The sequence below is a fragment of the Serratia sp. BNK-10 genome (assembly GCF_047456065.1).
GTDB classification, from domain to species: Bacteria; Pseudomonadota; Gammaproteobacteria; order Enterobacterales; family Enterobacteriaceae; genus Serratia; species Serratia ureilytica.
The window spans coordinates 2569260-2592476 of sequence record NZ_CP179894.1; the positions used below are offsets into that span (position 1 = coordinate 2569260).

Genomic DNA, 23217 nt, shown 5'->3' on the forward strand with positions numbered 1-23217 from the left:
AGCGTTTCATGGCGGAAGATCGTCATCAACAGCGCCAGCAGCGCCTGAAAGAACAGGTCGATGCACGCATCGCCGCGGCGCAGGACACCCGCGGCCTGCTGCTGGTGTTTACCGGCAACGGCAAAGGCAAAACCACCGCCGCCTTCGGCACCGTCACCCGCGCGGTCGGTCACGGCATGCGCGCCGGGGTGATCCAGTTCATCAAGGGCGAGTGGCCCAATGGCGAAAAGAATCTGCTGCAGCAACATGGCGTTGAATTTCAGGTGATGGCTACCGGCTTCACCTGGGAGACGCAGAACAAGGCAGGCGACACCGCCGCCTGCCAGGCGGTGTGGCAGCACGGCAAACGCATGCTGGCCGACAGCTGCCTGGATCTGGTGCTGCTGGACGAAGTGACCTACATGTTGACCTACGGCTATCTGGAGCTGGAAGAGCTCAAAGAAGCGCTGCGGCAGCGCCCTGAGCACCAAACGGTGATACTGACCGGGCGCGGTTGCCATCGCGAGCTGCTGGAAATGGCGGATACGGTTACGGAGATGCGGCCGGTGAAACACGCGTTCGACGCGGGCATCAAGGCGCAACAGGGGATCGATTGGTAACAAAACGTTCTGGCCCCGAACGGGGCCAGAATGACGGGATTAGCTGCGTTTGCTCGGTTTGCCCGATTTACTCGGTTTGCTGCCCGGCGCACTGCGACGGCCGCTGCCGGCCACCTGCGAGTGACGCTTGACCGCGCGACGGATTTGGTTAGCCTTCACGCGGCGGCGCTCACGCTCCACCGGCATCTTGCTGACCGTTTCCGGTTTCAATTCAACCAGCTCGCGCAGGTAGTTGATCGCCGGCAGATCCAGCTCGGCCCAGCCGCCGCGCGGCAGGCCCTTCGGCAGATCGATATCGCCGTAGCGTACGCGGATCAGGCGGCTCACCTGCACGCCCACCGCTTCCCACAGGCGACGCACTTCACGGTTGCGGCCTTCGGTCAGGGTCACGTTGTACCATTGGTTGAGGCCTTCACCGCCCTGGAAGCTGATGGTGCGGAACGCGGCCGGGCCGTCTTCCAGTTGCACGCCTTTGCTCAGCTGCTTCACTTTCGCATCGTCGACCTGGCCAAACACGCGCACCGCGTACTCGCGTTCCACTTCACGGCTTGGGTGCATCAGACGGTTGGCCAGTTCACCATCGGTGGTGAACAGCAGCAGACCGGAAGTGTTGACGTCCAGTCGCCCTACCGCCACCCAGCGCGAACCGCGCAGCTTCGGCAAGCGATCGAACACCGTCGGGCGGCCTTCAGGATCGCTGCGGGTACACAGCTCACCTTCCGGTTTGTAGTAAGCCAGCACGCGGCAGACCACCTCTTCGGACTCTTTGATCGACAGGACATGACCATCCAGACGAATTTTCATCGCCGGGGTCACTTCAACGCGATCGCCCAGCTTGGCGACCTTGCCGTCGACGCTGACGCGCCCGGCTTCAATCATGGTTTCGATTTCACGACGCGAGCCGTGCCCGGCGCGCGCTAATACTTTCTGTAACTTTTCGCTCATTGAGCAACCTCTAATGTCGCCTTCACAGGCGTCGGGGGGATAACCGCCGCGGCCAATCGCCGCAACGGTAATAATACGTTTATCAGGATCGAACCGCGCATTATACAGGCTTTCTAAGGTGTTGAAACCCACTTTATCGGCGGTGACCCCAAGCGGCGTTCACGGCGCCAAGAAGTCCTCCACCGCCCTCAGCACCGCGTCGGGCCGTTCCAGAATGCCGAGGTGAGTGCGGGCCTCTTCTAAACGCGCCACGGAGAAAAACGGCCGCTCGGCGGCAAATGCCTGCTGTTGCCGCAGATAGTCATCGTGGCGATCCAGCGAGTAAATATGCCGGCACGGCGGCGGCGCGCTCATCCCCGCCAGGCGTTGCAGCGGCGAACCGAATTGCCGGTAGGCCTGTTCGATGGCCACGCCGGCGGCGCGCCAGAGCCGGTCATCTTCCTGCGCCATCTCGACCTCCAGATGGCGTTTGACCCGATCGTGGCGGATGCCGCCCTGCCAGAAGTCGAACAAGGCGTCGCGCGCCGCCAGCCACTGCTGCGGCTGCTGCATGCGGCTCACCGCCGTAAAGAACGCCGGCTCCGGCTGCGTCATGATCCAATCGAGAAACACCATGCCCTGCACCTGCTGCGGCAACGCCTCGGCCAACGCCACCGCCAACCAACTGGCGTGCGCCACCGACAGGGTGATCACGTTGTCCAAACGCAGCGCCGTCAGCAATTGGCGCACATCCTCCAGCAAATCGTCCGCCGTCAGCGACATCTCCGCCGCTTTTGACGACAGGCCGTGGCCACGCCAATCGAGGCTGATCGTCCGATAACGGTCGGCCGCCAGCGCGATGAACGGCTCAAACACGGTTTTCGGTTCGCACCAGCCGGGCAGCAACACCAACGTGAGCGGCCCTGAGCCGATATCCTGATAATCGAGCGTCATGTTGGCACTGTGAAATGCGGTCATATTACCTCCTGCGCGTCTCTCCCCGACCCGTTCGGGAATTACCGACGGGCTAAGGGTGACAGCGCAGCAGGTCATGATCTATTGAAGTTCGTGCGGAAAAGACCCGAGCGCACCTTATGAAAAAATGCGCACTTATTGGAATGGGAATTTAATGGCGCACGCAGGGATAGGCGGCGCTCAACGCCAGCATAATCACCGACGGTGCGGAATAATGCAGTTGCTCGGGATGTTCGTTCAAGTACTGCATTACCGCGTCGGCGGCTACGCCGATGCTCATTCCGGCCTCTGGGCAGATATTGCGATTGCCCTGCATGGAATAGGTATCGAATACGCCGGCGACGTATCCCATAAACATGCCGCCATTCAGCGCTTCGGCCACGGTGGCTTCACCGCTTTTATTTTTTACGTAACCGCCGGATTCCGCCAGCAAACCGCTGCCCGAATAAAAACCCGCATTCGCCATTGAGGAAAATAATAAGGCCGCTAAAAAAGAAACCTGTTTAATCATTGCTGCGCATCCTGCCCATTATCAATTCTGAAGTCTTCAAGAATAGCGGCTTTCACGCGAAATAGCGTCGCTTCAGCCGTTTTTCAGACAATGGGCAAGGTGGCAATATTTTACATCAGCGGAAAGGCGCCGCGTCGCCGGCGCCTTCGCGCACCACTTCCGGCGAGGATTCGGTCAGATCGATAACCGTGGTCGGCTGTTGGCCGAGGAAGCCGCCGTGGATCACCAGATCGACCACCTTGCCCAAATGATCGCTGATCTCTTCCGGATCGGACTCGGCGAAATCATTGCCCGGCAGCATCAGCGTGGTGGACATCATCGGTTCGTTCAACGCCTCCAACAGCGCCAGCGCGATTGGGCTCGACGGCACGCGCAGGCCGATGGTTTTGCGCTTTTCATTCATCAGGCGGCGCGGCACTTCTTTGGTCGCTTTCAGAATGAACGTGTAGTTGCCCGGCGTATTGTTTTTGATCAGACGGAACGCCGTATTATCGACGTGAGCATAGGTCGACAACTCGGACAGATCGCGGCACATCAGGGTAAAGTTGTGGTTGCCGTCCAGCTGACGGATGCGGCAAATGCGCTCCATCGCCGCCTTCTCTTCCAGCATGCAGCCCAGCGCATAGCCGGAATCGGTGGGATAGACGATCACCCCCCCTTTGCGCAGCACCTCTACCGCCTGGTTGATCAGGCGCGGCTGCGGGTTGTCCGGGTGAATATAAAAAAGCTGACTCATGACTTGCTCCTAAAATAATGCCCGCGCGCGTTGCCACGCGCGTAAAATCAGACCGCCTGGCCCGGCTGCGGCCAATCGCGCCACACCGGCTCGACGCCGCCCGGCAGCCACAGCTTGCGCCCCAGTTCGATCCACGAGCAAGGTTGATGGAAATCAGAGCCTTGCGAGGCCAACAGGCGGTAGTCTTGCGCGTATTTCGCCAGCTGAGTGCGCTCATGCGGCGCCTGCTGACACTGCGCCACTTCCATGGCGTCGCCGCCGTGTTCGGCGAAATGCGCCAGCAAGCGTTTCAGCCATTTCGCGGTCAAATCGTAACGGCCCGGGTGCGCCATCACCGCCTGGCCGCCCGATTGATGAATCGCATCAATGGCTTGTTCTATTGTACACCACTGCGGCGGTACATAGCCGGTTTTCCCCTTGGCCAGGTATTTCTTGAACACCTGAGCCATATTGTCCGCCACACCGATCTCCACCAGGTAACGGGCGAAATGGCCGCGGGTCACCGCGCCGGCTCCGGCCAGGCGCTGGGCGCCGGCATAGGCGTCGGGAATACGCGCCTTGCCCAGCCGCACGCCGATCTCCTGCGCCCGCCGGTTGCGGCGTTCGGTTTGTTCCGCCAACAGCGCCACCAGCGCCGGATGCGCGACGTCCATACCCAACCCAACAATATGGATTTCATGATTTTCCCACAGCGTCGAGATTTCCACTCCATTGACCAACCGCAACGGCAACACCTGCTCCGCGATGGCGGCGGCGGCCTCGGCCAGCCCGGCGGTCGTGTCGTGATCGGTGATCGCCAACACCCCCACGCGCATCTCTACCGCCCGCTGCACCAGCTGCGTCGGCGTCAGGTAGCCGTCGGAGGCGGTCGTATGGCTGTGGAGATCGTACAGGGTAAAAGCGGTGGATTGAGGGTTACTGTCTGTCAAAACGGCTATCCGGCAATGGCTTGGTTTTCTATCATACCTGCGATCGGCGGCCGGACGGAAATCTATTCTGCCCCGGTTGGGCGCGCGGGCGGGATGATGAACAGAATTCACGCTGACCGCTAAAACATTGTACAAAAAGGGGGTTGACTTTGCCCTCGCGAACCAGTTAACTAGTACACAAGTTCACGGCAGTGGCCGTGTCGGATGAGAGTTAACAAAGAGAGTCTGCAAATGAACACATACATTTCTCTTCACGGTTGGTGGCGTACCTCCCTCTTGCGGGCGGTGTAATCGCGCATAGCTGTCATCTGACAATGCAGATTTCCTGAGCCCGCACCTGATGCGGGCTTTTTTATGGACAGAATTCACTGGAACCACCGATGATGAACATCAAACCACAATTGACATTACTGAAGGCGCAGGCCAGTTACCGGGGCGATCCCACCACCCTTTTCCACCAGCTGTGCGGCGCCCGGCCGGCCACCCTGCTGCTGGAATCGGCGGAAATCAACAGTAAACAGAATCTGCAGAGCCTGCTGGTGATCGACAGCGCGCTGCGCATCACCGCGCTGGGTCACACCGTCAGCGTGCAGGCGCTCACCGCCAATGGCGCGGCGCTGCTGCCGCTGCTGGACGAAGCGCTGCCGCCCGAGGTCAGTATTCAGGCGCGCCCAAACGGCCGCGAGCTGACCTTCCCGGCGATCGACGAGGTGCAGGACGAAGACGCGCGCCTGCGCTCCCTGTCGGTATTCGACGCGCTGCGCACGCTGCTGACCCTGGTCGACTCCCCGGCGGACGAGCGTGAAGCCGTGATGCTGGGCGGCCTGTTCGCCTACGATCTGGTCGCCGGTTTCGAAAACCTGCCGGCGCTGCGCCAGGATCAACGTTGCCCGGACTTCTGCTTCTATCTGGCGGAAACCCTGCTGGTGCTGGATCATCAACGCGGTTCCGCCCGATTGCAGGCCAGCGTCTTCAGCGAGCAAGCGAGTGAAATACAACGCCTGCAGCAGCGTCTGGCGCAATTGCAGACCGAATTGAAACAAACCCCGCAGCCAATCCCGCACCAAAAGCTGGAAAACATGCAGCTGAGCTGCAACCAGAGCGACGAAGAGTACGGCGCGGTGGTCAGCGGGCTGCAGGAAGCGATCCGTCACGGCGAGATTTTCCAGGTGGTGCCGTCGCGCCGCTTCTCCCTGCCGTGCCCGGCGCCGCTGGCGGCCTACCAGACGTTGAAAGACAACAATCCCAGCCCGTACATGTTCTTCATGCAAGATGACGAGTTCACCCTGTTCGGCGCTTCGCCGGAGAGCGCGCTGAAATACGACGCGGGCAATCGCCAGATCGAAATCTACCCGATCGCCGGCACCCGCCCGCGCGGCCGCCGAGCCGATGGTTCACTGGATCTGGATCTCGACAGCCGCATCGAGCTGGAAATGCGCACCGACCACAAAGAGCTGGCCGAGCACCTGATGCTGGTCGATCTGGCGCGCAACGATCTGGCGCGCATCTGCCAGGCCGGCAGCCGCTACGTGGCCGACCTGACCAAAGTGGATCGCTATTCGTTCGTCATGCACCTGGTTTCCCGCGTGGTGGGCACCCTGCGCGCCGATCTCGACGTGCTGCACGCCTACCAGGCCTGCATGAATATGGGCACCCTGAGCGGCGCGCCCAAAGTGCGGGCGATGCAGCTGATCGCCGCCTCCGAAGGCACGCGCCGCGGCAGCTACGGCGGCGCGGTAGGCTACTTTACCGCCACCGGCGATCTGGATACCTGCATCGTCATTCGCTCAGCCTACGTCGAAGACGGCATCGCCACCGTGCAGGCCGGCGCCGGCGTCGTGCTGGACTCCATCCCGCAGGCGGAAGCCGACGAAACCCGTAATAAAGCCCGTGCCGTGCTGCGCGCCATCGCCACTGCGCACCATGCCAAGGAGGTGTTCTGATGGCCGATATCCTGCTGCTCGACAACGTCGACTCCTTTACCTACAACCTGGTCGATCAGCTGCGCGCCAGCGGCCACCAGGTGGTGATTTATCGTAACCAGATCGCCGCCGAGGTGATCATCGAGCGTCTGGCGCAGATGGAACAGCCGGTGCTGATGCTGTCGCCGGGCCCCGGCGCCCCTTCCGAAGCGGGCTGCATGCCGGAACTGCTGCAACGCCTGCGCGGCCGGCTGCCGATCATCGGCATCTGCCTCGGCCACCAGGCGATCGTCGAAGCCTATGGCGGCCAGGTCGGCCAGGCGGGGGAAATCCTGCACGGCAAAGCCTCGGCGATCGTTCACGACGGTGAAGGCATGTTCGCCGGCATGGCCAACCCGTTGCCGGTGGCGCGTTACCACTCGCTGGTCGGCAGCAACATCCCGGCCGATCTGACCGTCAACGCCCGATTCGGCGAGATGGTGATGGCGGTACGCGACGATCGCCGCCGCGTATGCGGCTTCCAGTTCCACCCGGAATCGATTCTGACCACCCATGGCGCGCGCCTGCTTGAGCAGACCCTGGCCTGGGCGCTGGCGAAGTCATAAAAGGAACACGACGATGCAACCTATCCTTGAGAAACTGTACCGCGCTGAATCGATGAGCCAGCAGGAAAGCCAACAGCTGTTCAGCGCCATCGTGCGCGGCGAACTGGAGCCGAGCCAACTGGCGGCGGCGCTGATCAGCATGAAAGTCCGCGGCGAGCGCCCGGAAGAGATCGCCGGCGCCGCCAAAGCGCTGCTGGAAGATGCTCAACCGTTCCCGCGCCCTGACTATCTGTTTGCCGATATCGTCGGCACCGGCGGCGACGGCACCAACAGCATCAATATTTCCACCGCCAGCGCCTTTGTGGCGGCGGCGTGCGGCGCGAGAATCGCCAAACACGGCAACCGCAGCGTCTCCAGCCGCTCCGGCTCTTCGGATCTGCTGGCGGCATTCGGTATCCGTCTGGATCTGCCGGCGGAAGAGGCGCGCAAGGCGTTGGACGATCTTGGCGTGTGCTTCCTGTTTGCGCCGCAGTACCACACCGGCTTCCGTCACGCCATGCCGGTACGCCAGCAGTTGAAGACCCGCACGCTGTTCAACGTGCTCGGCCCGCTGATCAACCCGGCGCGTCCGCCGCTGGCGCTGATCGGCGTTTACAGCCCGGAACTGGTGCTGCCGATCGCCGAAACCCTGCGCGTGCTGGGCTATCAGCGCGCGGCGGTGGTTCACGGCGGCGGCATGGACGAGGTGGCGATCCACGCCCCAACGCACGTGGCGGAATTGAACAACGGCGAAATCTGCAGTTATCAGCTCACGCCGCAGTCCTTCGGATTGGAAACCTATCCGCTGGAGGCCTTGCTGGGCGGCACGCCGGAAGAAAACCGTGACATTTTGGCGCGGCTGTTACAAGGTAAAGGCGAGCCGGCGCACGCTGCGGCGGTCGCGGCCAACGTCGCGTTGCTTCTGAAGTTATTCGGACATGAAGACCTGCGCCAAAATGCGCGGCAGGCACTGGATATGATCAACAGCGGGCAGGCCTATGAGCGTGTCATCGCACTGGCGGCAAGAGGATAAATAATGCAGGAAACCGTGCTACACAAGATTGTCCGCGACAAAGCGCAATGGATCGCGGCGCGACAACAGCAACAGCCCCTGGCCGGCTTTCAGAATGACATCGTACCGAGCGAACGCAGCTTCTACCACGCGCTGCAGGGCACCCGTACGGCTTTCATTCTCGAATGCAAGAAGGCCTCGCCTTCCAAGGGGCTGATTCGCGAGAACTTTGATCCGGTGGAGATCGCCACGGTCTATAAAGATTTCGCCTCGGCGATCTCGGTGCTGACCGACGAGAAATACTTCCAGGGCAGCTTTGATTTCCTGCCGCTGGTGAGCAAAACCGTCAGCCAACCGGTGTTGTGCAAAGACTTTATCATCGACCCGTATCAGATTTACCTGGCGCGCTACTATCAGGCCGACGCTATCCTGCTGATGCTGTCGGTGTTGACCGACGAACAGTACCGCCAGCTGGCGGCGGTGGCCCACAGCCTCAATATGGGCGTGCTGACCGAAGTGATCAGTGAAGAAGAGCTGCAGCGGGCGATCGCGCTGGAAGCCCGCGTGGTCGGCATCAATAACCGCGATCTGCGCGATCTGAGCATCGATCTGGACCGCACCCGGCAGTTGGCGCCGCGCGTGCCGCATGGGGTGACGGTGATCAGCGAGTCGGGCATCAACAATTACGGGCAGATCCGCGAGCTCAGCCACTACGCCAACGGTTTCCTGATCGGCAGCGCGCTGATGTCGGAACCCGATCTGCGCGCCGCCGTGCGCCGTGTGATCCTGGGCGACAATAAAGTGTGCGGCCTGACTCGCCCACAGGACGCCGCCGCCGCGTATCAGGCCGGCGCCATCTACGGCGGATTGATTTTCGTCGGCCGCTCGCCGCGCTATGTGGATATCGTCCGCGCCCGCGAAGTCATTTCCGGCGCGCCGCTGAAGTACGTCGGCGTCTTCTGCGACGCCCAGCTTGATACCGTGGCGCTGACCGTAGAGCGCCTCGGTCTGCAGGCGGTGCAACTGCACGGCGCGGAGGACCAGGCCTATATCAGCGCCCTGCGCGCCCGCTTGCCGGCCGATTGCCGCATCTGGAAAGCGCTGAGCGTGAAAGAACGGGTGCCGGCGCGCGATCTGCAGCATGTCGATCGCTATCTGCTGGACAACGGCGCAGGCGGCACCGGCCAACGCTTCGACTGGTCGGTATTGCAAGGCGAAGATCTGACCAACGTTATGCTGGCGGGCGGTCTGCGCGCCGACAACTGCGTCGAAGCGGCCAAGCTCGGCTGCGCCGGGCTGGACTTCAATTCCGGCGTGGAAAGCGAACCGGGTATCAAAGATCCCGCGCGCCTGGCCTCGGTCTTCCAAACCCTGCGCGCTTACTGAATACGGCTCTACATTAATAACGGATAATGACGGGAACTCTCATGACGCTGCTTAACCCCTACTTCGGCGAATTTGGTGGTCAATACGTACCGCAAATTCTGATGCCGGCCCTGAAACAACTCGAAGAAGCCTTTGTCAGCGCTCAGCGCGATCCGGCGTTTCAGGCGGAATTCATCGATCTGTTGAAGAACTACGCGGGCCGCCCTACGGCGCTGACGCTGTGCAAAAATCTCACCGCCGGCAGCAACACCAAGCTCTATCTGAAGCGGGAAGATCTGCTGCACGGCGGCGCGCACAAGACCAACCAGGTACTGGGCCAGGCCCTGCTGGCCAAGCGCATGGGCAAAACCGAGATCATCGCGGAAACCGGCGCCGGCCAACACGGCGTCGCGTCGGCGCTGGCCTGCGCGCTGCTCGGCCTGAAATGCCGCATCTATATGGGCGCCAAAGACGTTGAGCGTCAGTCGCCGAACGTGTTCCGCATGCGGCTGATGGGCGCGGAAGTGATCCCGGTGCACAGCGGCTCCGCCACCCTGAAAGACGCCTGCAACGAAGCGTTGCGCGACTGGTCCGGCAGCTATGAAACCGCGCACTACATGCTCGGCACCGCCGCCGGCCCGCATCCGTACCCGACTATCGTGCGTGAATTCCAGCGCATGATCGGCGAAGAAACCAAAGCGCAGGTGCTGGAGCGCGAAGGCCGCCTGCCGGATGCGGTCATCGCCTGCGTCGGCGGCGGCTCCAACGCCATCGGTATGTTCGCCGATTTTATCGATGACGTCGACGTTGGGCTGATCGGCGTGGAACCCGCCGGTTTGGGCATCGAGACCGGCCAGCACGGCGCGCCGCTCAAGCATGGCCACGTCGGCATCTATTTCGGCATGAAGGCGCCGATGATGCAGACCGCCGAAGGCCAGATTGAAGAATCCTATTCAATCTCCGCCGGGCTGGACTTCCCGTCCGTCGGGCCGCAACACGCCTACCTGAACAGCACCGGTCGCGCCGAATACGTGTCGATCACCGACGACGAAGCGCTGGAAGCGTTCAAGGCGCTGTCGCGCCATGAAGGCATCATCCCGGCGCTGGAATCCTCACACGCCCTGGCGCACGCGCTGAAAATGATCCGTGAAACGCCGCAAAAAGAGCAAATCCTGGTGGTCAACCTGTCCGGCCGCGGCGACAAAGACATATTTACCGTTCACGACATTTTGAAAGCACGGGGAGAAATCTGATGGAACGTTATCAGCAACTGTTCACGCGTCTGGAAAGCAGCAAGGAAGGCGCCTTCGTCCCGTTCGTGACGCTGGGCGATCCTAATCCGGCGCTGTCGCTGCAGATTATCGACACCCTGATCGAAGCCGGCGCGGACGCGCTGGAGCTGGGTATCCCCTTCTCCGACCCGTTGGCGGATGGCCCAACCATCCAGAGCGCGACGCTGCGTGCCTTCGCCGCCGGCGTTACGCCGACCCAGTGTTTCGAGCTGCTGGCGGCCATTCGTCAGAAGCACCCGACCATTCCCATCGGCCTGCTGATGTACGCCAATTTGGTGTTCCATAAGGGCATCGATGCCTTTTACCAACGCTGTGCGGAAGTGGGCGTGGATTCGGTGCTGGTCGCCGACGTGCCGTTTGAAGAATCGGCGCCGTTCCGCGCCGCGGCCGTGCGCCACGGTATCGCGCCCATCTTCATTTGCCCGCCGAACGCCGACGACGATCTGCTGCGAGAGATCGCTTCACACGGTCGCGGCTACACCTACCTGCTGTCGCGTTCCGGCGTCACCGGCACCGAAAGCCGGGCGCAGTTGCCGCTGCATCACCTGGTGAACAAACTGCGCGAGTATCACGCCGCGCCGCCGCTGCAGGGCTTCGGCATCTCCGAGCCCGAGCAGGTGAAGGCTGCGCTGCAGGCCGGCGCCGCCGGCGCCATCTCCGGATCGGCAATCGTCAAAATCATCGAACGGCACCATGCCAACCCGGCGGAAATGCTGACCAAGCTGGCGGCCTTCGTCAGCGCGATGAAGCACGCGACCCGCGCGTGATCCCCTTCGGCGAGCGCCTTGCCGGCGCTCGCTTTAACAGCTTGTTTCCCCTCAAAGTTTGTTCTATTTATTTACAGCAAAAATTTGAACAAACCCGCGTCTTGTCTCACAATAAACATTGTTCGCTATGCATTTCTTCATTTGATTTGGGGAATGCGCTCGCTGCGGCGAAAAAACCGCATCGAATTTCAACCATAACATTGCATGGAGAGTAATTTATGAAGCTGTTTAAAACCCTTTCGGCCTTGTGCATGGCAGCCGTTGTGGCGGTCGCGGTGAGCGCTTGCGCACCGACGGCGAAATCGGAGGGAACAGGCGGTTATATCGATGACACCGTGATCACCACCAAAGTGAAATCGGCGCTGCTGGCGGATAAAAACATTAAGTCGCGCGAAATCAGCGTGGAAACCTTTAAAGGACGCGTGCAGTTGAGCGGCTTCGTGACGTCAAGCGATGACGCCAACCGTGCGGTGCAGGTCACACGCGGCGTGGCCGGCGTGAAATCTGTTGAAAACGTCATGCAGGTTAAATAATACCGACACAGGGAGGCGCAATGCCTCCCTGTTTGCGGCCTTCATCAGAAGCGGTAACCCGCCCCAAACATAAACACCCACGGATCCAACCGCGTATCGAAGCTGTGGTGCCCACCGCTCGCGTCGTTGAAACGCGTTTTGGTTTCGATGTTCATCCACCACACCGACATGTTCAGCATCCAGTGCTCATCCAGGTTGTAATCCAGACCGGCCTGCGCCGCCACGCCCCAGGAGTCTTTCAGATCGAGGTTGCTCAACCCGGCGCTTTTGCCGTAGTCGTTGAACTTCTCGTCGAAGAAAGTGGTGTAGTTAACGCCGACGCCCAGATAAGGACGCAGTTTGTCCTGCTTGTCGCCGAAGTAGTATTGCGCCATCAGCGTAGGCGGCAGTTGATGAACGGTCGCCAGATCGGTGCCGCCCAGGGTAACCTTGTGGCGGAACGGTGTCGCGGCCAACAACTCAACGCCGATGTTGTCCGTCACCATATAACCGAAGGTCAAACCGAGCTGGGTATTGTTTTTCGCATCCAGCGATCCCAAACCCAATACGTTGTCCGAGCCCGCATTTGGACGCACCGTCGCGGTGCCCGCACGGAACAGGAAATCACCGGCCTGATGCGCACTTGCCAACATAGGCGCCATCATCGTCGCCAATACCACCAGAGTTGTCTTTTTCATTATCCATTCCATTTGTGTGGTTAATCTCTCGAGGGGGAATATACCTACTTTCGGGTATTTGTGATCCCATCGAGATCACATCTTATGTGTAAAATTTTAAAATCCCACCAAAAACAAGGTTACCTAACCGCTTAATAAATCAAGGATTGATCTGCATCAAAAAAACGATTTTGTTGCAAATTATCTACATGTTCAAATTTCAGTTGCGGAAAAAAATACGGCTGAGGTAATTTCATCTTCCGTGTTGGTTTTGGTTGGTGCCGTGAGGAGTCGGCGGGCAATCAAGATGAGCGAAATCCTTAATCCCTGTGTCAGCTGCGGCGCATGCTGCGGTTATTTTCGAGTGTCATTCTATTGGGCCGAAGCCGAAGACGGCGGCGGCACCGTTCCCCTTTCCCTGACGGAGCCTCTGACCCCGTTCCTGCGCTGCATGCAGGGGACCAACAGCAAGTCTCCGCGCTGCACCGCGCTGGACGGCGAGATTGGCAAAGCCGTGTCGTGCTCGATTTATCTTAATCGGCCAAGCCCGTGCAGAGAGTTCGATCAGTCCGGTGAAAACGGCCTGCGCAACGAAGCCTGCGATCGCGCTCGAGAACGCTACGGCCTGCCCCCCTTGCCGGTGCCCTTGCCGCTGTCGTTGCCTGAGACGACGATCGTTGAAGAAATAGACGTAGTGCAATTCGCGGGGTGCCACAGCGGCGTGGAACAGGGTACAATCACCCACTGATTTATCTCTGTTTTCTCGACGCCAAGGAGTCTGCATGCCTATCACGGCCAACGCTTTGTACCGTGACAGTTTTAACTTTTTACGCAATCAACTGGCCAGCATCCTGATGCTGGCGCTGTTGACGGCGTTTATCTCGGTGCTGCTGAACCAAGCTTTCAGCCCCGATGCCGAACAGTTGGCGACGCTGGCCGCCTCCACCAGCGATTTCGCGTCGTCGACCGGCATGGGCATTCAGGACGTGATCCAGCAGATGACGCCGGAACAGCAGATGGTGTTGCTGAAAGTGTCGGCCGCCGCCACGTTCTCCGCGCTGGTCGGCAACGTGCTGCTGGTCGGTGGGATGCTGACGTTGATCCGTCTGGTGTCTCAGGGGCAACGCACCAGCGCCCTGCGCGCGCTCGGCGCCTCGGCGCCCGATCTGCCGCGCCTGCTGCTGCTGCTGTTTATCTGCACCTTGCTGATCCAGCTCGGCCTGACGCTGTTCGTGGTGCCGGGCGTGATCATGGCTATCGCCTTCGCGTTGGCGCCGGTGATCGCCTCCGTCGACAAGAAAGGCGTCTTCGCTTCACTCAAGCTGAGCAGCAAATTGGCCTTCGCCAATGCGCGCGTGATTGTGCCGGCAATGATGCTGTGGTTGGCGGCCAAGCTGCTGGTGCTGTTTTTAGTGAGCCATCTGTCAGTGCTGACGCCGAACGTGGCCAGCGTCGTGCTGACCGCGTTAAGCAACCTGGTCTCCGCCCTGCTGCTGATCTATCTGTTCCGTTTGTATATGCTGCTGCGCGGCTAACGCCGGCGCAACAAATGCCCAGGGGCACGCTTCGGCGCGCCCCTTTTTGTTTACCCCACCGCCGCGGCTTCCGCCTGTTCCTTACTCTGAATCAGCTTTAGCGCCAGATAGAGATCCGGCACCAAAATCAGCTCCTTGTCCCGTCCCAACCGATTGATGCGGAACCAGCGCGTCAGTTCAGTACGGCGCCCGGCCAGCACCAGTTTGACGTTACGCTGCAACAGATCGCGTTTCAGTTCGTCGATGGCCGCCAGCACGCTGATATCGGCATGGGTAAAGCTGGCCACCGCGTCCACCACCACCCAGCGCGGCTGGAATGGCGTACTGTCGACCAAATTGAGAATGCGGCGTTTGAAGTAGGCCACGTTGAAGTAGGTCAGCGGCGAATTGAAGCGATACATCATGACGCCGGGCACCGCCTTCACCCCATTGTTGTTGCCCATGGAATGGATCATGCCTTCGTCGTTAACGCCCAGCAGCTGTTCCGTCGGCCGAAAGACGGTGTGTAGAAACTGCATCAGCCCCAGCAACACCGCCAGCCCGATGCCGCTGATCACCCCGACCAACAAGACGCTGAGGAAGGTAAATATCGCCAGGCGGAAAGCCTGCGCGTTGCGGCGGCGCAAGATCCAGATGCCGCGAAAATCCAGCAGCGACCAGGCCGCATACATCAGCACCACGCCCAATCCCGCCACCGGAATAAACTGCAGCGGCGCCATCAGGAACAGCAAGACGAAAGCGATCACCGCGGCGGCGATGATCGACACGAGCTGGCTCTTGCCGCCGTTGGCGTCATTCACCGCGGTGCGCGAATCCGCCCCGCTGATGGCGAAGCCTTGCGACAATGCGGAGACGATATTCACCATCCCCAGCGCGCGAAACTCAGCGTCAGCGTTGACCTCATAGCCATTTTTGGCCGCGAAACTGCGGGCGGTCAGCATCATGCTGACAAAGCTCACGACCGCCAGGTTGAGCGCCGGGATCACCATGTCGCGCAGCAGCCCGGGCTGAAAGTCCGGCCACTGGACGATCGGCAACACGCCGCTGAAACCGCCCACCGTCACCACGCCATACTGCTGCAATCCGCCCGCCCAGGTGACGAACGCCGCCAGCACGATGGCGAACAGCGGCGCCGGCCAGTTAGGCCGCCATTTTTTAAATCCGAGCAGCGTCACCAGCGTCAACAAGGACACCGCCATCGTCAGCCAGTCGCTGTGCAACAGGTTGGCCGGCAGCGCGTAGATGCGCTCGATCAGCTGCGCCGGGCGCACTGTGAACCCCAACACCTTGCCGATCTGATCGACGATGATGGTCAGCGCCACGCCGTTCAGCAGCCCGCTGAGGATCGGCCGCGACAGCAGATCCGCCAGCGCCCCCAGCTTGAACCGGCTGGCCAACAGGCACCAGCCGCCCATCATCGCGGTCATCATGATGGTCAACTGCCAATGGCGTTCCATATTGCCCGCCGCCAGCGGCGTCACCACCGCGGCGATCACCGCACAGGTGGCGGCATCGGGCCCGACGATCAGCTGGCGTGACGAACCGAACAGCGCATAGGTCACCATCGGCAAGATACAGGAATAAAGCCCCACCACCGGGCTAACCCCGGCCAGTTCGGCGTAGGCGATGGCCACCGGCAAGGCGACGGCGGCGACGGAAAGACCGGCGCGCATATCCGGTTTGAGCCAACTGCGTTGATAGCCCAATAAATGCGTCAAACCAGGCGTCAGGGCCTGGAGAGATTTCCACTGCATGCTGTTTTCCGCGGTAAATTATCTGGTTATTATGGCACTTACTATGCGATCTGCGGCCAGCGCTGGCAATGCGCCCGTGCTTTCTTGCGTAAGTTTATGCAAATTCCTGCTTTCGCGGCAGAAATCCGCCGGCCAAACGCCGATAATCGGCAGCGCCCGGCGGTACACAGAACTCGCCGAATCCGGTATAGTCGGCCGATGAACAGATGATGGATTGATTTATGAAGCAGTTTCTTGATTTCCTCCCGTTAATTGTCTTTTTCGCTTTTTACAAGCTGTACGACATTTACGTCGCTTCCGGCGCATTGATCGTCGCCACCGCGCTGGCGCTGGTGTTCACCTGGGTGAAATACCGCAAGGTCGAGAAGATGACGCTGATCACCTTCCTGATGGTGCTGGTGTTCGGCACCCTGACGCTGGTGTTCCACAACGATTTATTCATCAAGTGGAAAGTGACGGTGATTTACGCGCTGTTCGCGCTGGCGCTGCTGATCAGCCAGTGGGTGCTCAAAAAGCCGCTGGTTCAGCGCATGCTGGGCAAAGAGCTGACGCTGCCGGACAAAGTGTGGAGCAACCTCAACCTGGCCTGGGCCCTCTTCTTCCTGGCCTGCGGCCTGGCGAACATCTATGTCGCCTTCTGGCTGCCGCAAAGCGTCTGGGTCAATTTCAAAGTCTTTGGCCTGACGGTGCTGACGCTGGTATTCACCCTGCTCAGCGGCATCTATATTTACCGGCACATGCCGGCAGAACAGAAAAAATAGTTACAAATTTGTTAATGCCTGCGGCGCTTGCCGCGGGCAGTATGATGTGATTCCCTCCTTTTAAAAGCAGACTGCTATGACACAACAACGACCTTTACCCAGCGGCGAGCTGGTGCTGCGCACGCTGGCGATGCCGGCCGATACCAATGCCAACGGCGATATTTTCGGCGGCTGGCTGATGTCGCAAATGGACATCGGCGGCGCTATCCAGGCAAAAGAGATCGCCGAGGGGCGCGTAGTGACGGTACGCGTAGACGGCATGACCTTCCTGAAACCGGTGGCGGTAGGCGACGTGGTTTGCTGCTATGCGCACTGCATCCGCACCGGGCGCAGCTCGATCACCATCAATATCGAAGTGTGGGTAAAGAAAGTCTCCTCCGCCCCAATCGGCCAACGCTACCGGGCGACCGAAGCGGTGTTCACCTACGTGGCGGTCGATGCGGAAGGCAACTCGCGCGCGCTGCCTGAGGGTAAAATGAATTTCCGCGTCGGCTTCGAAGAGTAACCCTGCGGCTGCGCCGCAAATGCAAAAAGGGTCGCCGAGGCGACCCTTTTTTCTTGGCGCAAACCGAAATCAGTTCATTTCGGTGGTGCCGTTCAGCTTGAAACGAATATTGACGATAAGATCCTTCGCTTCTTTGGCTTGATACCGCCATTTGCGCAGCGCCTGTTTCACTTCACGCTCGAACATGTTGCGCGGCTCAGCCGACAAGATGCGCACGTTGGTCACGCGGCCATCGCTGTCGACATCGAACTGCACCCGCACGTTGCCTTCGATCTGCAAGGCTCTGGCGCGCGGCGGATAAATCGGTTCCGCACGGCTGATCGGTTTTGGCCCGACCTCGCGCGAGTTGCCCTGTACCGGCGCGGCGGGCGCTTGTTTCACCGGCGCTTTATCGATCGGTTTGGCCGGCGAGTCGTTATTGAACGGCGAAGGCTCGCGCGGCTCGACCTTCTTCGGCTCCGGTTTCACCGGTTTTTCTACCTTCGGCTTTGGCTTGGGCTTCGGTTTCGGCTTGACCGGCTCCGGTTTCACAATCGCCTTCGGCGGCGGCTCCACAATAGGTTCTGGTTCAGGTTCCGGCTCAGGTTCCACCTGCGGCGGCTCCGGTTCTGCCGGAGCAGGCGGCGGCGGTTCAGCCATCGCGGCGGTGTTGACCATCATGACGCTGATCGGCGCCTCTTCAGGCTTTGGCAGCTCAACCACTTCTTTTACCGAAGCGTAAAGCAGTCCCGCCACCAGGGCGCTGTGCAGGCCTACGGACAAGACGAAAGGCACGGATATACGGCGATTAAGGAACATCTTTTTTAGCGGCATAATGATTCTGTTTCCTCTGGTTCGCCAAGTTTAAATGCAAATAGCAATCATATTCAATAACGAAAGGCAAACTATCGCTTTAATCGTCAGTCTCCGCGGCGAAAACCAGCAAACTCATAAGGATATTAACCTGAACGTTGCTATTTTACCGCCGAATCAACACGCTTCATTAACGTTCAGACGGCGCTAAAAAATAAAAAACCCGCCGTAGCGGGTGGATTGCGGTGATTAAGCGTTATTCTTCATCACCATAGTAGAGCACGCCCAGTTTGATCAGCGGCCGCCCTTGCGCTTTGCGATGCAGGTTGGTGTCGCGCAGCGAATAGACGCAGCCGCAGTATTCCTGCTGATAGAAGCGTTCGCGCTTGCTGATCTCTATCATGCGGGCCGCGCCGCCCTTCTTGCGCCAGTTGTAATCCCAATACACCAGATCGGGATACTTTTCCGCCGCCCGAATGCCACAGTCGGTAATCTGCTGCATGTTCTTCCAGCGCGAGATGCCGAGCGAGCTGGAGATGGTGTCGTAACCGTGCTCATGCGCATACAGCGCCGTGCGCTCAAAACGCATGTCGAAGCACATGGTGCAGCGAATGCCGCGCTCCGGCTCATGTTCCATGCCCTTGGCGCGTTCGAACCAGTTGTCGGTGTCATAATCGGCATCGATGATCGGCACCCCGTGCTTTTCGGCGAAACGGATGTTCTCTTCCTTACGCAGCAAATACTCTTTTTGCGGGTGAATGTTGGGGTTATAGAAGAAAATAGCGTACTCGATGCCGGACGCCTGGATCGCTTCCATCACCTCGCCGGAACAGGGCGCACAGCAAGAATGCAGCAGCAGTTTGCTTTTGCCCGCAGGCAAATCGAGTTTTTCCCTTACCAGTTCCGTCATGTCCTCACCTCAATGGCATATCTGTTTAAGCGCGCCGCACTATACGAATAAAAAGTAGCGGCTTCAAGGCATAAGCGCCAATCCCCCCATAAATTCACCGCGCGCCGTTCCCCTGCCGCGCCTTTTGCGCTACCTTGGTAGCACCGTTTTATAGCCATGATTTTACAGGTGAAATATGCTTTATCTGATCTACGCGCAAGACGTTCCCCACTCACTGGAAAACCGTCTGGCGGTGCGCCCGGCACATCTGGCGCGCCTGCAGGCGCTGCGTGACGCCGGCCGTCTGGTGGTCGCCGGCCCCAACCCGGCCATCGACAGCAACGATCCCGGCGCCGCCGGCTTCACCGGTTCAACGGTGATCGCCGAGTTCGCCTCACTGGCGGAAGCCCAGGCCTGGGCGCAGCAGGATCCGTACGTCGCCGCCGGCGTCTACGCCGACGTGACGGTGAAGCCGTTCAAACAGGTGTTCTGATCTCCAGCCCTCCGAATACCGGGAACGCCCCGCTATACGGCGTTTCCGGCGCTAGCCACACCTCTGCTTGACCGTCGCGCTCGGGTCGTCTTCCCCGCGCGGTCGATATTCATGTTCCGCCCGGAAATACTCACCGATAACGCTTTCCAGCATCGCCACCGCCGATTGACCGGCGGCAGCGGCAGAGCGCAGCAGTTGCACTTCGTGCGGAGCGACCGACGGCAATTCGTCGAGGATCCGCATCGCCGCCGTCACGCGTGCGCGGTCGAGCAGCGTGACGGCCAATCCTGCCTCGACGGCGGCAGCCACCACGCTGGCCGATGGGCTGCTCACAACCACTCGCCAATGCCTTCCCGCCCCGCTCAATGCATCGATCATAGCCTCTCGGTAAGGGCAATCGGCGGCATGCAACGCCAATGGTATCGGTTGGGCCATATCCAGCGCCAACCGGCGGCCGCCAACCCAAACCGGCGCAGTCACCGCAAGCGGCATCTGGCGCAGTCCCCCCATCGGCAGCACCGCCAACGCCAGCTGTAGCCGGTTGCGTCCGATCTGTTCAACCAACGCCTGGCTGGCGGCCGTAGAAACCTCCAGCATCACCGCAGGAAAACGGGTGGCAAACGCCGGCAGCACATCGCGCATGACATGTGATGCGTATTCATCAGGCACTCCCAGCTTGATGTGCCCACTCAGCGGTGCGCCCTGCAGCTCACGCAGAATATCGTCGTGGGCATTCAACAGCCCGAGCGTCGAGGCCAGCAGTTTGTCGCCTAAGGGGGTCAACACGACGGACTGATTGTCGCGCTCCAGCAAGCGGCCGCCCACGACCTGTTCCAGACGCTGAATATGAACGCTCACCGCGGCTGGGCTGCGATGAACAAAGGCCGCCGCCGCACGAAATTGCCCCAAACGGGCGATAGCGTGAAAAGTGCGCAAAAGATTAATGTCCAGGGTTGGCCGCATGGTTTAACTCCATTAAACAACTGAACGAAAATTATTCGATTTATTAAATTATAGCGGCTCACTACCCTTGGGGAAAAAGGAGAAGATCACCATGCCCCTGTCAGAATTTCGTCCACCTTCCTGCCGCGATAAGGTGGGCGACAAAGCCGCCGTCTGGTTGCCGGCAGCGGAAGTCCTGCTGATCGTCGCCTGGAGCTCGGGCTTTGTCGGCATCCGTTTCGCCGCCGATTACGCGCCAGTGTTGCTGGTGGCGTTCTGGCGCTGTGTCGTGGTCGCTTTACTGCTGATGCCGTTTAGCCTTCGCGCCATCAGGCGCTCCTCGCCGCAGTCGGTAGCCGCCCATGCGGGATCGGGCTGCTTGCCATGACCGGATACCTGACCGGCGTCAGTAAAGGCATCGAGTACGGCGTGCCGACCGGGTTGGCCGCGCTCATCGCCGATTTGCTCCCTCTCGGCACCGCACTCTTGAACATGCTGTTTCTACGCCGGCTGCCCGATGGCCGCGTCTGGCTCGGCCTGGCATTAGGCTCTCTCGGGGTGATATTGGCGACGGGCGGTGCTATTTCCTGGGGAAGTGCGCCATTGTGGAGCTACCTGTTGCCGCTGGCGGGGATGCTGTCACTGGCACTGGCGACGCTGTGGCAGCAACGGCTGCCGCAGGCGCAAGCGGTGAGCCTGCCCGCCAGGTTGGGGATACAAAGCGCGATTTCAGCGCTGGCTTTTGCCCCACTGGCAGGCGCAGAAAGCCCGCTGCTGCCAACCATGACGACAGGGTTGGTTATCGGCGTGCTTTGGACCGCGCTTTTGGCCACGCTGGCCGGTTACGGTTTGTATTGGTTTTGCCTTAGGCATACCTCTGCATTGCGTGTGACGAGCCTGCTGTTCCTCAGCCCCTTCGTCACCTTCTGCTGGGCAGGGTTAATGTTCGATGAGCCCCTTTCCTGGCCCATGCTGCTGGGCGCAGCAACGGCGGGGAGCGGCTTGTGGCTGCTTATCCGCCCCCCGATGAGGGGCCGGACTGAACGCGCTGAAATGAATAATGGCAGATAAGGTTAACGAAGATGCCGGCTACACGTTGCCGGCACCGTTACACGACGAGTTTTCCCCGCACCACCACCTTGCCCGGCTTTATCTCGGGATCGGCAATACGGCGGATCGCCAGATTCAACGCTTGCCAGGCGATCTCTTGCAAGTCGTGTGACACACAGGGGAAATGGAAACCGTAGATCTCGGCATGTGAAACCTCATCGATGCTGAACAGCGACACGTCCTGCATCAACGGCAACCGATGTTCGATACAGGCCTTGATGATGCCCAGCGAGATCTGGTTATTGCAGCCGACGAAAAAATCGGGGGCGGGGTTATTGGCCAGCCAGCGGCTCGTCTCTTGCCAGGCGACATCCATAAAGAAATCGGCATACCGCACGTCGAGCGAAGCCACCTTCCCTTGCAATGCCGCCTGCAAGCCAGTGACCCTGTCACGCGCAACGTTGGAATTCTCCGGCCCGGAGATCACCACCACCCGCTGCGCCTGCTGTTCCAGAAGCCAACGCCCCGCCTGAAGGCCGCAATCCAGATTATCAATATACACCCCGCTGCAGTGGTGACTCTCCAATTCCCGATCGATCAACACCACCGGTATATTGAGCGTTTCCAGACGTTTGAGGTAGGAAGGCCGGTACAGATGATCGTTGGAAATGACCGAGAGAATAATCGCATCGACGTTGTAGCCAATGAGTTTGTCGATGATCCTGTCTTCGCTTTCCTGAGACTCATAGGAGTCGAACACCAGCGTGTCGTATCCCATCTTTTGCGCTTCAAGCGTCATCAGGCGCGTCAGGCCGCCAAAGAATGGGTTGGCCATGTCGGGGTTGACGATGCCAATGGTTCTGCTGCTTTTCGCCCGCAGATTGCGCGCCGCGGCATTGACCACGTAACCGAGTTCGGCGGCGGTCTCCCGAATTCTCCTCAACGTTTCCGGATGGACCTTGTCCGGCTGTGAAAATGCCCGCGAAGCGGTTATTTTGCTGACGTTCGCCTGTGCGGCGACGCTAGCCAGCGTCGCTTTCCGTCCTCGACCCACGGCCAAATGCAGCTCCTTAGCTTGAAGGTATCATTTTGTATCATTCCCGGCATCATGACAGAACTTTGTTCTTGGCGCTAATGGTTTACGCCGGCAAGACGGTTAATTCGCGGATCGGTAAAAATATCCAGCTCGTCACGGCTCTCGGAAGAGAACTCAGACACCACCGCGCCCTGCTTCCCCGCCTGAAACCAGTGACGGGTATTGGGCGCAATGGTGTATTGTTCCCCCGGCCGCAAGAGGATATAGCGATGACAGGTATACCACTGCTCCGCGCCCTCTGGCACCCGGCATACCGGTTGGCCGCCGCGATCGTTGGGCGTCAGGTTTTCATCATCGACAAACAAAAACACCTCTCCCCAACGGCAACGGAACGTCTCTTGCTTGCCGGGCGTGCCGGCAAAGGGAGGGTGTAAATGTTCCGGGCAAGTCTGCCCAGGAAACAGCACCAGCTCTTTCGCGCAATACCGAGGTGAGTTGACGTAGGTCAGCAGCTGCAACCCGGACGCGGGATAGTCGGCCAGACCAAACGTCGCAATTTCAATGCGTTGCTGTTCTTCTTCGGTCAAGATAATGTCCGCCTGGCGCAAATACTCCAGCGTAGCGGCTCTGGCGCTTTGTTGTTTGTTCATCATTC

Annotated in this window: 25 protein-coding genes, 1 pseudogene and 1 other annotated feature; of the genes and pseudogenes, 14 read left to right on the forward strand and 12 right to left on the reverse strand. The window is 59.9% G+C overall.

Annotated elements, in window-relative coordinates:
* Window positions 1–8: 8 nt before the first annotated feature.
* Window positions 9–599: a cob(I)yrinic acid a,c-diamide adenosyltransferase gene (gene cobO, locus ACMGG9_RS12470; RefSeq protein ID WP_197755896.1), complete on the forward strand. Its 591-nt coding sequence runs from the start codon at window positions 9–11 to the stop codon at window positions 597–599.
* A 39-nt stretch (window positions 600–638) separates the two neighbouring features.
* Here the strand turns inward: cobO and rluB are convergent, their stop codons facing one another.
* The 5 genes from rluB to rnm form a co-directional block, all read right to left on the reverse strand.
* A complete protein-coding gene (gene rluB, locus ACMGG9_RS12475) occupies window positions 639–1544 on the reverse strand; it encodes a 23S rRNA pseudouridine(2605) synthase RluB (protein WP_033643266.1) in 906 nt (301 codons plus the stop codon).
* 159 nt (window positions 1545–1703) lie between these two features.
* Window positions 1704–2501 (reverse strand): alpha/beta fold hydrolase, encoded by a 798-nt coding sequence (locus ACMGG9_RS12480; protein ID WP_147838011.1) that lies wholly within the window; start codon window positions 2499–2501, stop codon window positions 1704–1706.
* A 148-nt stretch (window positions 2502–2649) separates the two neighbouring features.
* On the reverse strand, window positions 2650–3009 hold the full coding sequence (locus tag ACMGG9_RS12485) for a Rap1a/Tai family immunity protein (RefSeq protein ID WP_016927523.1): 360 nt from the start codon (window positions 3007–3009) through the stop codon (window positions 2650–2652).
* Window positions 3010–3124: 115 nt separating this feature from the next.
* Complete coding sequence (locus ACMGG9_RS12490; RefSeq protein ID WP_197755895.1) at window positions 3125–3745, reverse strand: L-threonylcarbamoyladenylate synthase; 621 nt, start codon at window positions 3743–3745, stop codon at window positions 3125–3127.
* Window positions 3746–3792: 47 nt separating this feature from the next.
* Window positions 3793–4674, reverse strand: coding sequence for an RNase RNM (rnm, locus tag ACMGG9_RS12495; protein WP_033643269.1), 882 nt, complete (start codon window positions 4672–4674; stop codon window positions 3793–3795).
* A 252-nt stretch (window positions 4675–4926) separates the two neighbouring features.
* Window positions 4927–5030, forward strand: a sequence feature (Trp leader region).
* A gap of 24 nt (window positions 5031–5054) precedes the next feature.
* Between rnm and ACMGG9_RS12500 the strand changes: the two genes are divergently transcribed.
* From ACMGG9_RS12500 to ACMGG9_RS12525, 6 genes and pseudogenes are all read left to right on the forward strand, one after another.
* Complete coding sequence (locus ACMGG9_RS12500) at window positions 5055–6617, forward strand: anthranilate synthase component 1 (protein ID WP_042784677.1); 1563 nt, start codon at window positions 5055–5057, stop codon at window positions 6615–6617.
* Window positions 6617–8213 (forward strand): annotated as a pseudogene (gene trpD / locus ACMGG9_RS12505) (bifunctional anthranilate synthase glutamate amidotransferase component TrpG/anthranilate phosphoribosyltransferase TrpD). The gene ACMGG9_RS12500 and the pseudogene trpD overlap by 1 nt, the downstream one beginning before the upstream one ends.
* Window positions 8214–8216: 3 nt before the next feature.
* Complete coding sequence (gene trpCF / locus ACMGG9_RS12510; RefSeq protein WP_089191876.1) at window positions 8217–9578, forward strand: bifunctional indole-3-glycerol-phosphate synthase TrpC/phosphoribosylanthranilate isomerase TrpF; 1362 nt, start codon at window positions 8217–8219, stop codon at window positions 9576–9578.
* 26 nt (window positions 9579–9604) lie between these two features.
* Window positions 9605–10810 (forward strand): tryptophan synthase subunit beta, encoded by a 1206-nt coding sequence (trpB, locus tag ACMGG9_RS12515; RefSeq protein ID WP_187181470.1) that lies wholly within the window; start codon window positions 9605–9607, stop codon window positions 10808–10810.
* A complete protein-coding gene (gene trpA / locus ACMGG9_RS12520; protein WP_047574957.1) occupies window positions 10810–11616 on the forward strand; it encodes a tryptophan synthase subunit alpha in 807 nt (268 codons plus the stop codon). The genes trpB and trpA overlap by 1 nt, the downstream gene beginning before the upstream one ends.
* A gap of 218 nt (window positions 11617–11834) precedes the next feature.
* Entirely contained in the window at window positions 11835–12149 is a 315-nt protein-coding gene (locus tag ACMGG9_RS12525; protein ID WP_046898934.1) for a BON domain-containing protein, read from the forward strand.
* A 44-nt stretch (window positions 12150–12193) separates the two neighbouring features.
* On the opposite strand, the gene ompW is transcribed toward ACMGG9_RS12525, so the two are convergent.
* On the reverse strand, window positions 12194–12826 hold the full coding sequence (gene ompW, locus ACMGG9_RS12530) for an outer membrane protein OmpW (protein ID WP_099785823.1): 633 nt from the start codon (window positions 12824–12826) through the stop codon (window positions 12194–12196).
* Window positions 12827–13112: 286 nt separating this feature from the next.
* On the opposite strand from ompW, the gene ACMGG9_RS12535 reads away from it, so the two are divergent.
* Window positions 13113–13553, forward strand: a complete 441-nt coding sequence (locus tag ACMGG9_RS12535) for a YkgJ family cysteine cluster protein (protein WP_033643277.1) — start codon at window positions 13113–13115, stop codon at window positions 13551–13553.
* Window positions 13554–13587: 34 nt separating this feature from the next.
* Entirely contained in the window at window positions 13588–14340 is a 753-nt protein-coding gene (locus ACMGG9_RS12540) for a YciC family protein (protein WP_033643278.1), read from the forward strand.
* Between the two features lie 50 nt (window positions 14341–14390).
* On the opposite strand, the gene ACMGG9_RS12545 is transcribed toward ACMGG9_RS12540, so the two are convergent.
* The gene (locus tag ACMGG9_RS12545; RefSeq protein WP_346423567.1) at window positions 14391–16094 is read right to left on the reverse strand and encodes a SulP family inorganic anion transporter; all 1704 of its coding nucleotides are present in this window, start codon (window positions 16092–16094) and stop codon (window positions 14391–14393) included.
* A 221-nt stretch (window positions 16095–16315) separates the two neighbouring features.
* Here ACMGG9_RS12545 and ACMGG9_RS12550 point away from each other — a divergent pair, with 221 nt between their 5' ends.
* Both ACMGG9_RS12550 and yciA read left to right on the forward strand, forming a co-directional pair.
* Complete coding sequence (locus ACMGG9_RS12550; RefSeq protein WP_033643280.1) at window positions 16316–16855, forward strand: septation protein A; 540 nt, start codon at window positions 16316–16318, stop codon at window positions 16853–16855.
* A gap of 76 nt (window positions 16856–16931) precedes the next feature.
* Window positions 16932–17360: an acyl-CoA thioester hydrolase YciA gene (yciA, locus tag ACMGG9_RS12555; RefSeq protein ID WP_004932085.1), complete on the forward strand. Its 429-nt coding sequence runs from the start codon at window positions 16932–16934 to the stop codon at window positions 17358–17360.
* 69 nt (window positions 17361–17429) lie between these two features.
* Here the strand turns inward: yciA and tonB are convergent, their stop codons facing one another.
* Both tonB and ACMGG9_RS12565 read right to left on the reverse strand, forming a co-directional pair.
* Window positions 17430–18173, reverse strand: coding sequence for a TonB system transport protein TonB (gene tonB / locus ACMGG9_RS12560; RefSeq protein WP_033643281.1), 744 nt, complete (start codon window positions 18171–18173; stop codon window positions 17430–17432).
* Between the two features lie 235 nt (window positions 18174–18408).
* Window positions 18409–19062 carry an epoxyqueuosine reductase QueH gene (locus ACMGG9_RS12565; RefSeq protein WP_033643282.1) on the reverse strand — a complete coding sequence of 218 codons (654 nt, stop codon included), beginning with the start codon at window positions 19060–19062 and terminating at the stop codon, window positions 18409–18411.
* A 175-nt stretch (window positions 19063–19237) separates the two neighbouring features.
* Between ACMGG9_RS12565 and ACMGG9_RS12570 the strand changes: the two genes are divergently transcribed.
* Entirely contained in the window at window positions 19238–19534 is a 297-nt protein-coding gene (locus ACMGG9_RS12570; protein ID WP_033643283.1) for a YciI family protein, read from the forward strand.
* Between the two features lie 51 nt (window positions 19535–19585).
* Here the strand turns inward: ACMGG9_RS12570 and ACMGG9_RS12575 are convergent, their stop codons facing one another.
* Window positions 19586–20497: a LysR family transcriptional regulator gene (locus ACMGG9_RS12575; protein ID WP_414162253.1), complete on the reverse strand. Its 912-nt coding sequence runs from the start codon at window positions 20495–20497 to the stop codon at window positions 19586–19588.
* Between the two features lie 91 nt (window positions 20498–20588).
* Between ACMGG9_RS12575 and ACMGG9_RS12580 the strand changes: the two genes are divergently transcribed.
* Together ACMGG9_RS12580 and ACMGG9_RS12585 are read left to right on the forward strand one after the other, a co-directional pair.
* Complete coding sequence (locus ACMGG9_RS12580) at window positions 20589–20864, forward strand: EamA family transporter (RefSeq protein WP_414162254.1); 276 nt, start codon at window positions 20589–20591, stop codon at window positions 20862–20864.
* Window positions 20861–21547, forward strand: a complete 687-nt coding sequence (locus tag ACMGG9_RS12585) for a DMT family transporter (protein ID WP_414162255.1) — start codon at window positions 20861–20863, stop codon at window positions 21545–21547. Before ACMGG9_RS12580 ends, ACMGG9_RS12585 begins: the two co-directional genes overlap by 4 nt.
* Before the next feature lie 37 nt (window positions 21548–21584).
* Here the strand turns inward: ACMGG9_RS12585 and ACMGG9_RS12590 are convergent, their stop codons facing one another.
* Both ACMGG9_RS12590 and ACMGG9_RS12595 read right to left on the reverse strand, forming a co-directional pair.
* Window positions 21585–22586: a LacI family DNA-binding transcriptional regulator gene (locus tag ACMGG9_RS12590; protein WP_033643286.1), complete on the reverse strand. Its 1002-nt coding sequence runs from the start codon at window positions 22584–22586 to the stop codon at window positions 21585–21587.
* 71 nt (window positions 22587–22657) lie between these two features.
* On the reverse strand, window positions 22658–23212 hold the full coding sequence (locus tag ACMGG9_RS12595; protein ID WP_033643287.1) for a D-lyxose/D-mannose family sugar isomerase: 555 nt from the start codon (window positions 23210–23212) through the stop codon (window positions 22658–22660).
* Between the last annotated feature and the right edge of the window lie 5 nt (window positions 23213–23217).

Excerpts from the sequence above, each read along its gene's own strand:
- ACMGG9_RS12500 (WP_042784677.1), top strand. The coding sequence starts at position 5,055 with ATGATGAACATCAAACCACAATTGACATTACTGAAGGCGCAGGCCAGT.
- ACMGG9_RS12565 (WP_033643282.1), bottom strand. The coding sequence starts at position 19,062 with ATGACGGAACTGGTAAGGGAAAAACTCGATTTGCCTGCGGGCAAAAGC.
- ACMGG9_RS12575 (WP_414162253.1), bottom strand. The coding sequence starts at position 20,497 with ATGCGGCCAACCCTGGACATTAATCTTTTGCGCACTTTTCACGCTATC.
- ACMGG9_RS12525 (WP_046898934.1), top strand. The coding sequence starts at position 11,835 with ATGAAGCTGTTTAAAACCCTTTCGGCCTTGTGCATGGCAGCCGTTGTG.
- cobO (WP_197755896.1), top strand. The coding sequence starts at position 9 with ATGGCGGAAGATCGTCATCAACAGCGCCAGCAGCGCCTGAAAGAACAG.
- ACMGG9_RS12570 (WP_033643283.1), top strand. The coding sequence starts at position 19,238 with ATGCTTTATCTGATCTACGCGCAAGACGTTCCCCACTCACTGGAAAAC.
- ACMGG9_RS12585 (WP_414162255.1), top strand. The coding sequence starts at position 20,861 with ATGACCGGATACCTGACCGGCGTCAGTAAAGGCATCGAGTACGGCGTG.
- tonB (WP_033643281.1), bottom strand. The coding sequence starts at position 18,173 with ATGCCGCTAAAAAAGATGTTCCTTAATCGCCGTATATCCGTGCCTTTC.
- ACMGG9_RS12490 (WP_197755895.1), bottom strand. The coding sequence starts at position 3,745 with ATGAGTCAGCTTTTTTATATTCACCCGGACAACCCGCAGCCGCGCCTG.
- ACMGG9_RS12580 (WP_414162254.1), top strand. The coding sequence starts at position 20,589 with ATGCCCCTGTCAGAATTTCGTCCACCTTCCTGCCGCGATAAGGTGGGC.
- trpA (WP_047574957.1), top strand. The coding sequence starts at position 10,810 with ATGGAACGTTATCAGCAACTGTTCACGCGTCTGGAAAGCAGCAAGGAA.
- trpCF (WP_089191876.1), top strand. The coding sequence starts at position 8,217 with ATGCAGGAAACCGTGCTACACAAGATTGTCCGCGACAAAGCGCAATGG.
- ACMGG9_RS12550 (WP_033643280.1), top strand. The coding sequence starts at position 16,316 with ATGAAGCAGTTTCTTGATTTCCTCCCGTTAATTGTCTTTTTCGCTTTT.
- yciA (WP_004932085.1), top strand. The coding sequence starts at position 16,932 with ATGACACAACAACGACCTTTACCCAGCGGCGAGCTGGTGCTGCGCACG.
- ompW (WP_099785823.1), bottom strand. The coding sequence starts at position 12,826 with ATGAAAAAGACAACTCTGGTGGTATTGGCGACGATGATGGCGCCTATG.
- ACMGG9_RS12480 (WP_147838011.1), bottom strand. The coding sequence starts at position 2,501 with ATGACCGCATTTCACAGTGCCAACATGACGCTCGATTATCAGGATATC.
- rluB (WP_033643266.1), bottom strand. The coding sequence starts at position 1,544 with ATGAGCGAAAAGTTACAGAAAGTATTAGCGCGCGCCGGGCACGGCTCG.
- ACMGG9_RS12545 (WP_346423567.1), bottom strand. The coding sequence starts at position 16,094 with ATGCAGTGGAAATCTCTCCAGGCCCTGACGCCTGGTTTGACGCATTTA.
- ACMGG9_RS12540 (WP_033643278.1), top strand. The coding sequence starts at position 13,588 with ATGCCTATCACGGCCAACGCTTTGTACCGTGACAGTTTTAACTTTTTA.
- ACMGG9_RS12535 (WP_033643277.1), top strand. The coding sequence starts at position 13,113 with ATGAGCGAAATCCTTAATCCCTGTGTCAGCTGCGGCGCATGCTGCGGT.
- ACMGG9_RS12485 (WP_016927523.1), bottom strand. The coding sequence starts at position 3,009 with ATGATTAAACAGGTTTCTTTTTTAGCGGCCTTATTATTTTCCTCAATG.
- ACMGG9_RS12595 (WP_033643287.1), bottom strand. The coding sequence starts at position 23,212 with ATGAACAAACAACAAAGCGCCAGAGCCGCTACGCTGGAGTATTTGCGC.
- trpB (WP_187181470.1), top strand. The coding sequence starts at position 9,605 with ATGACGGGAACTCTCATGACGCTGCTTAACCCCTACTTCGGCGAATTT.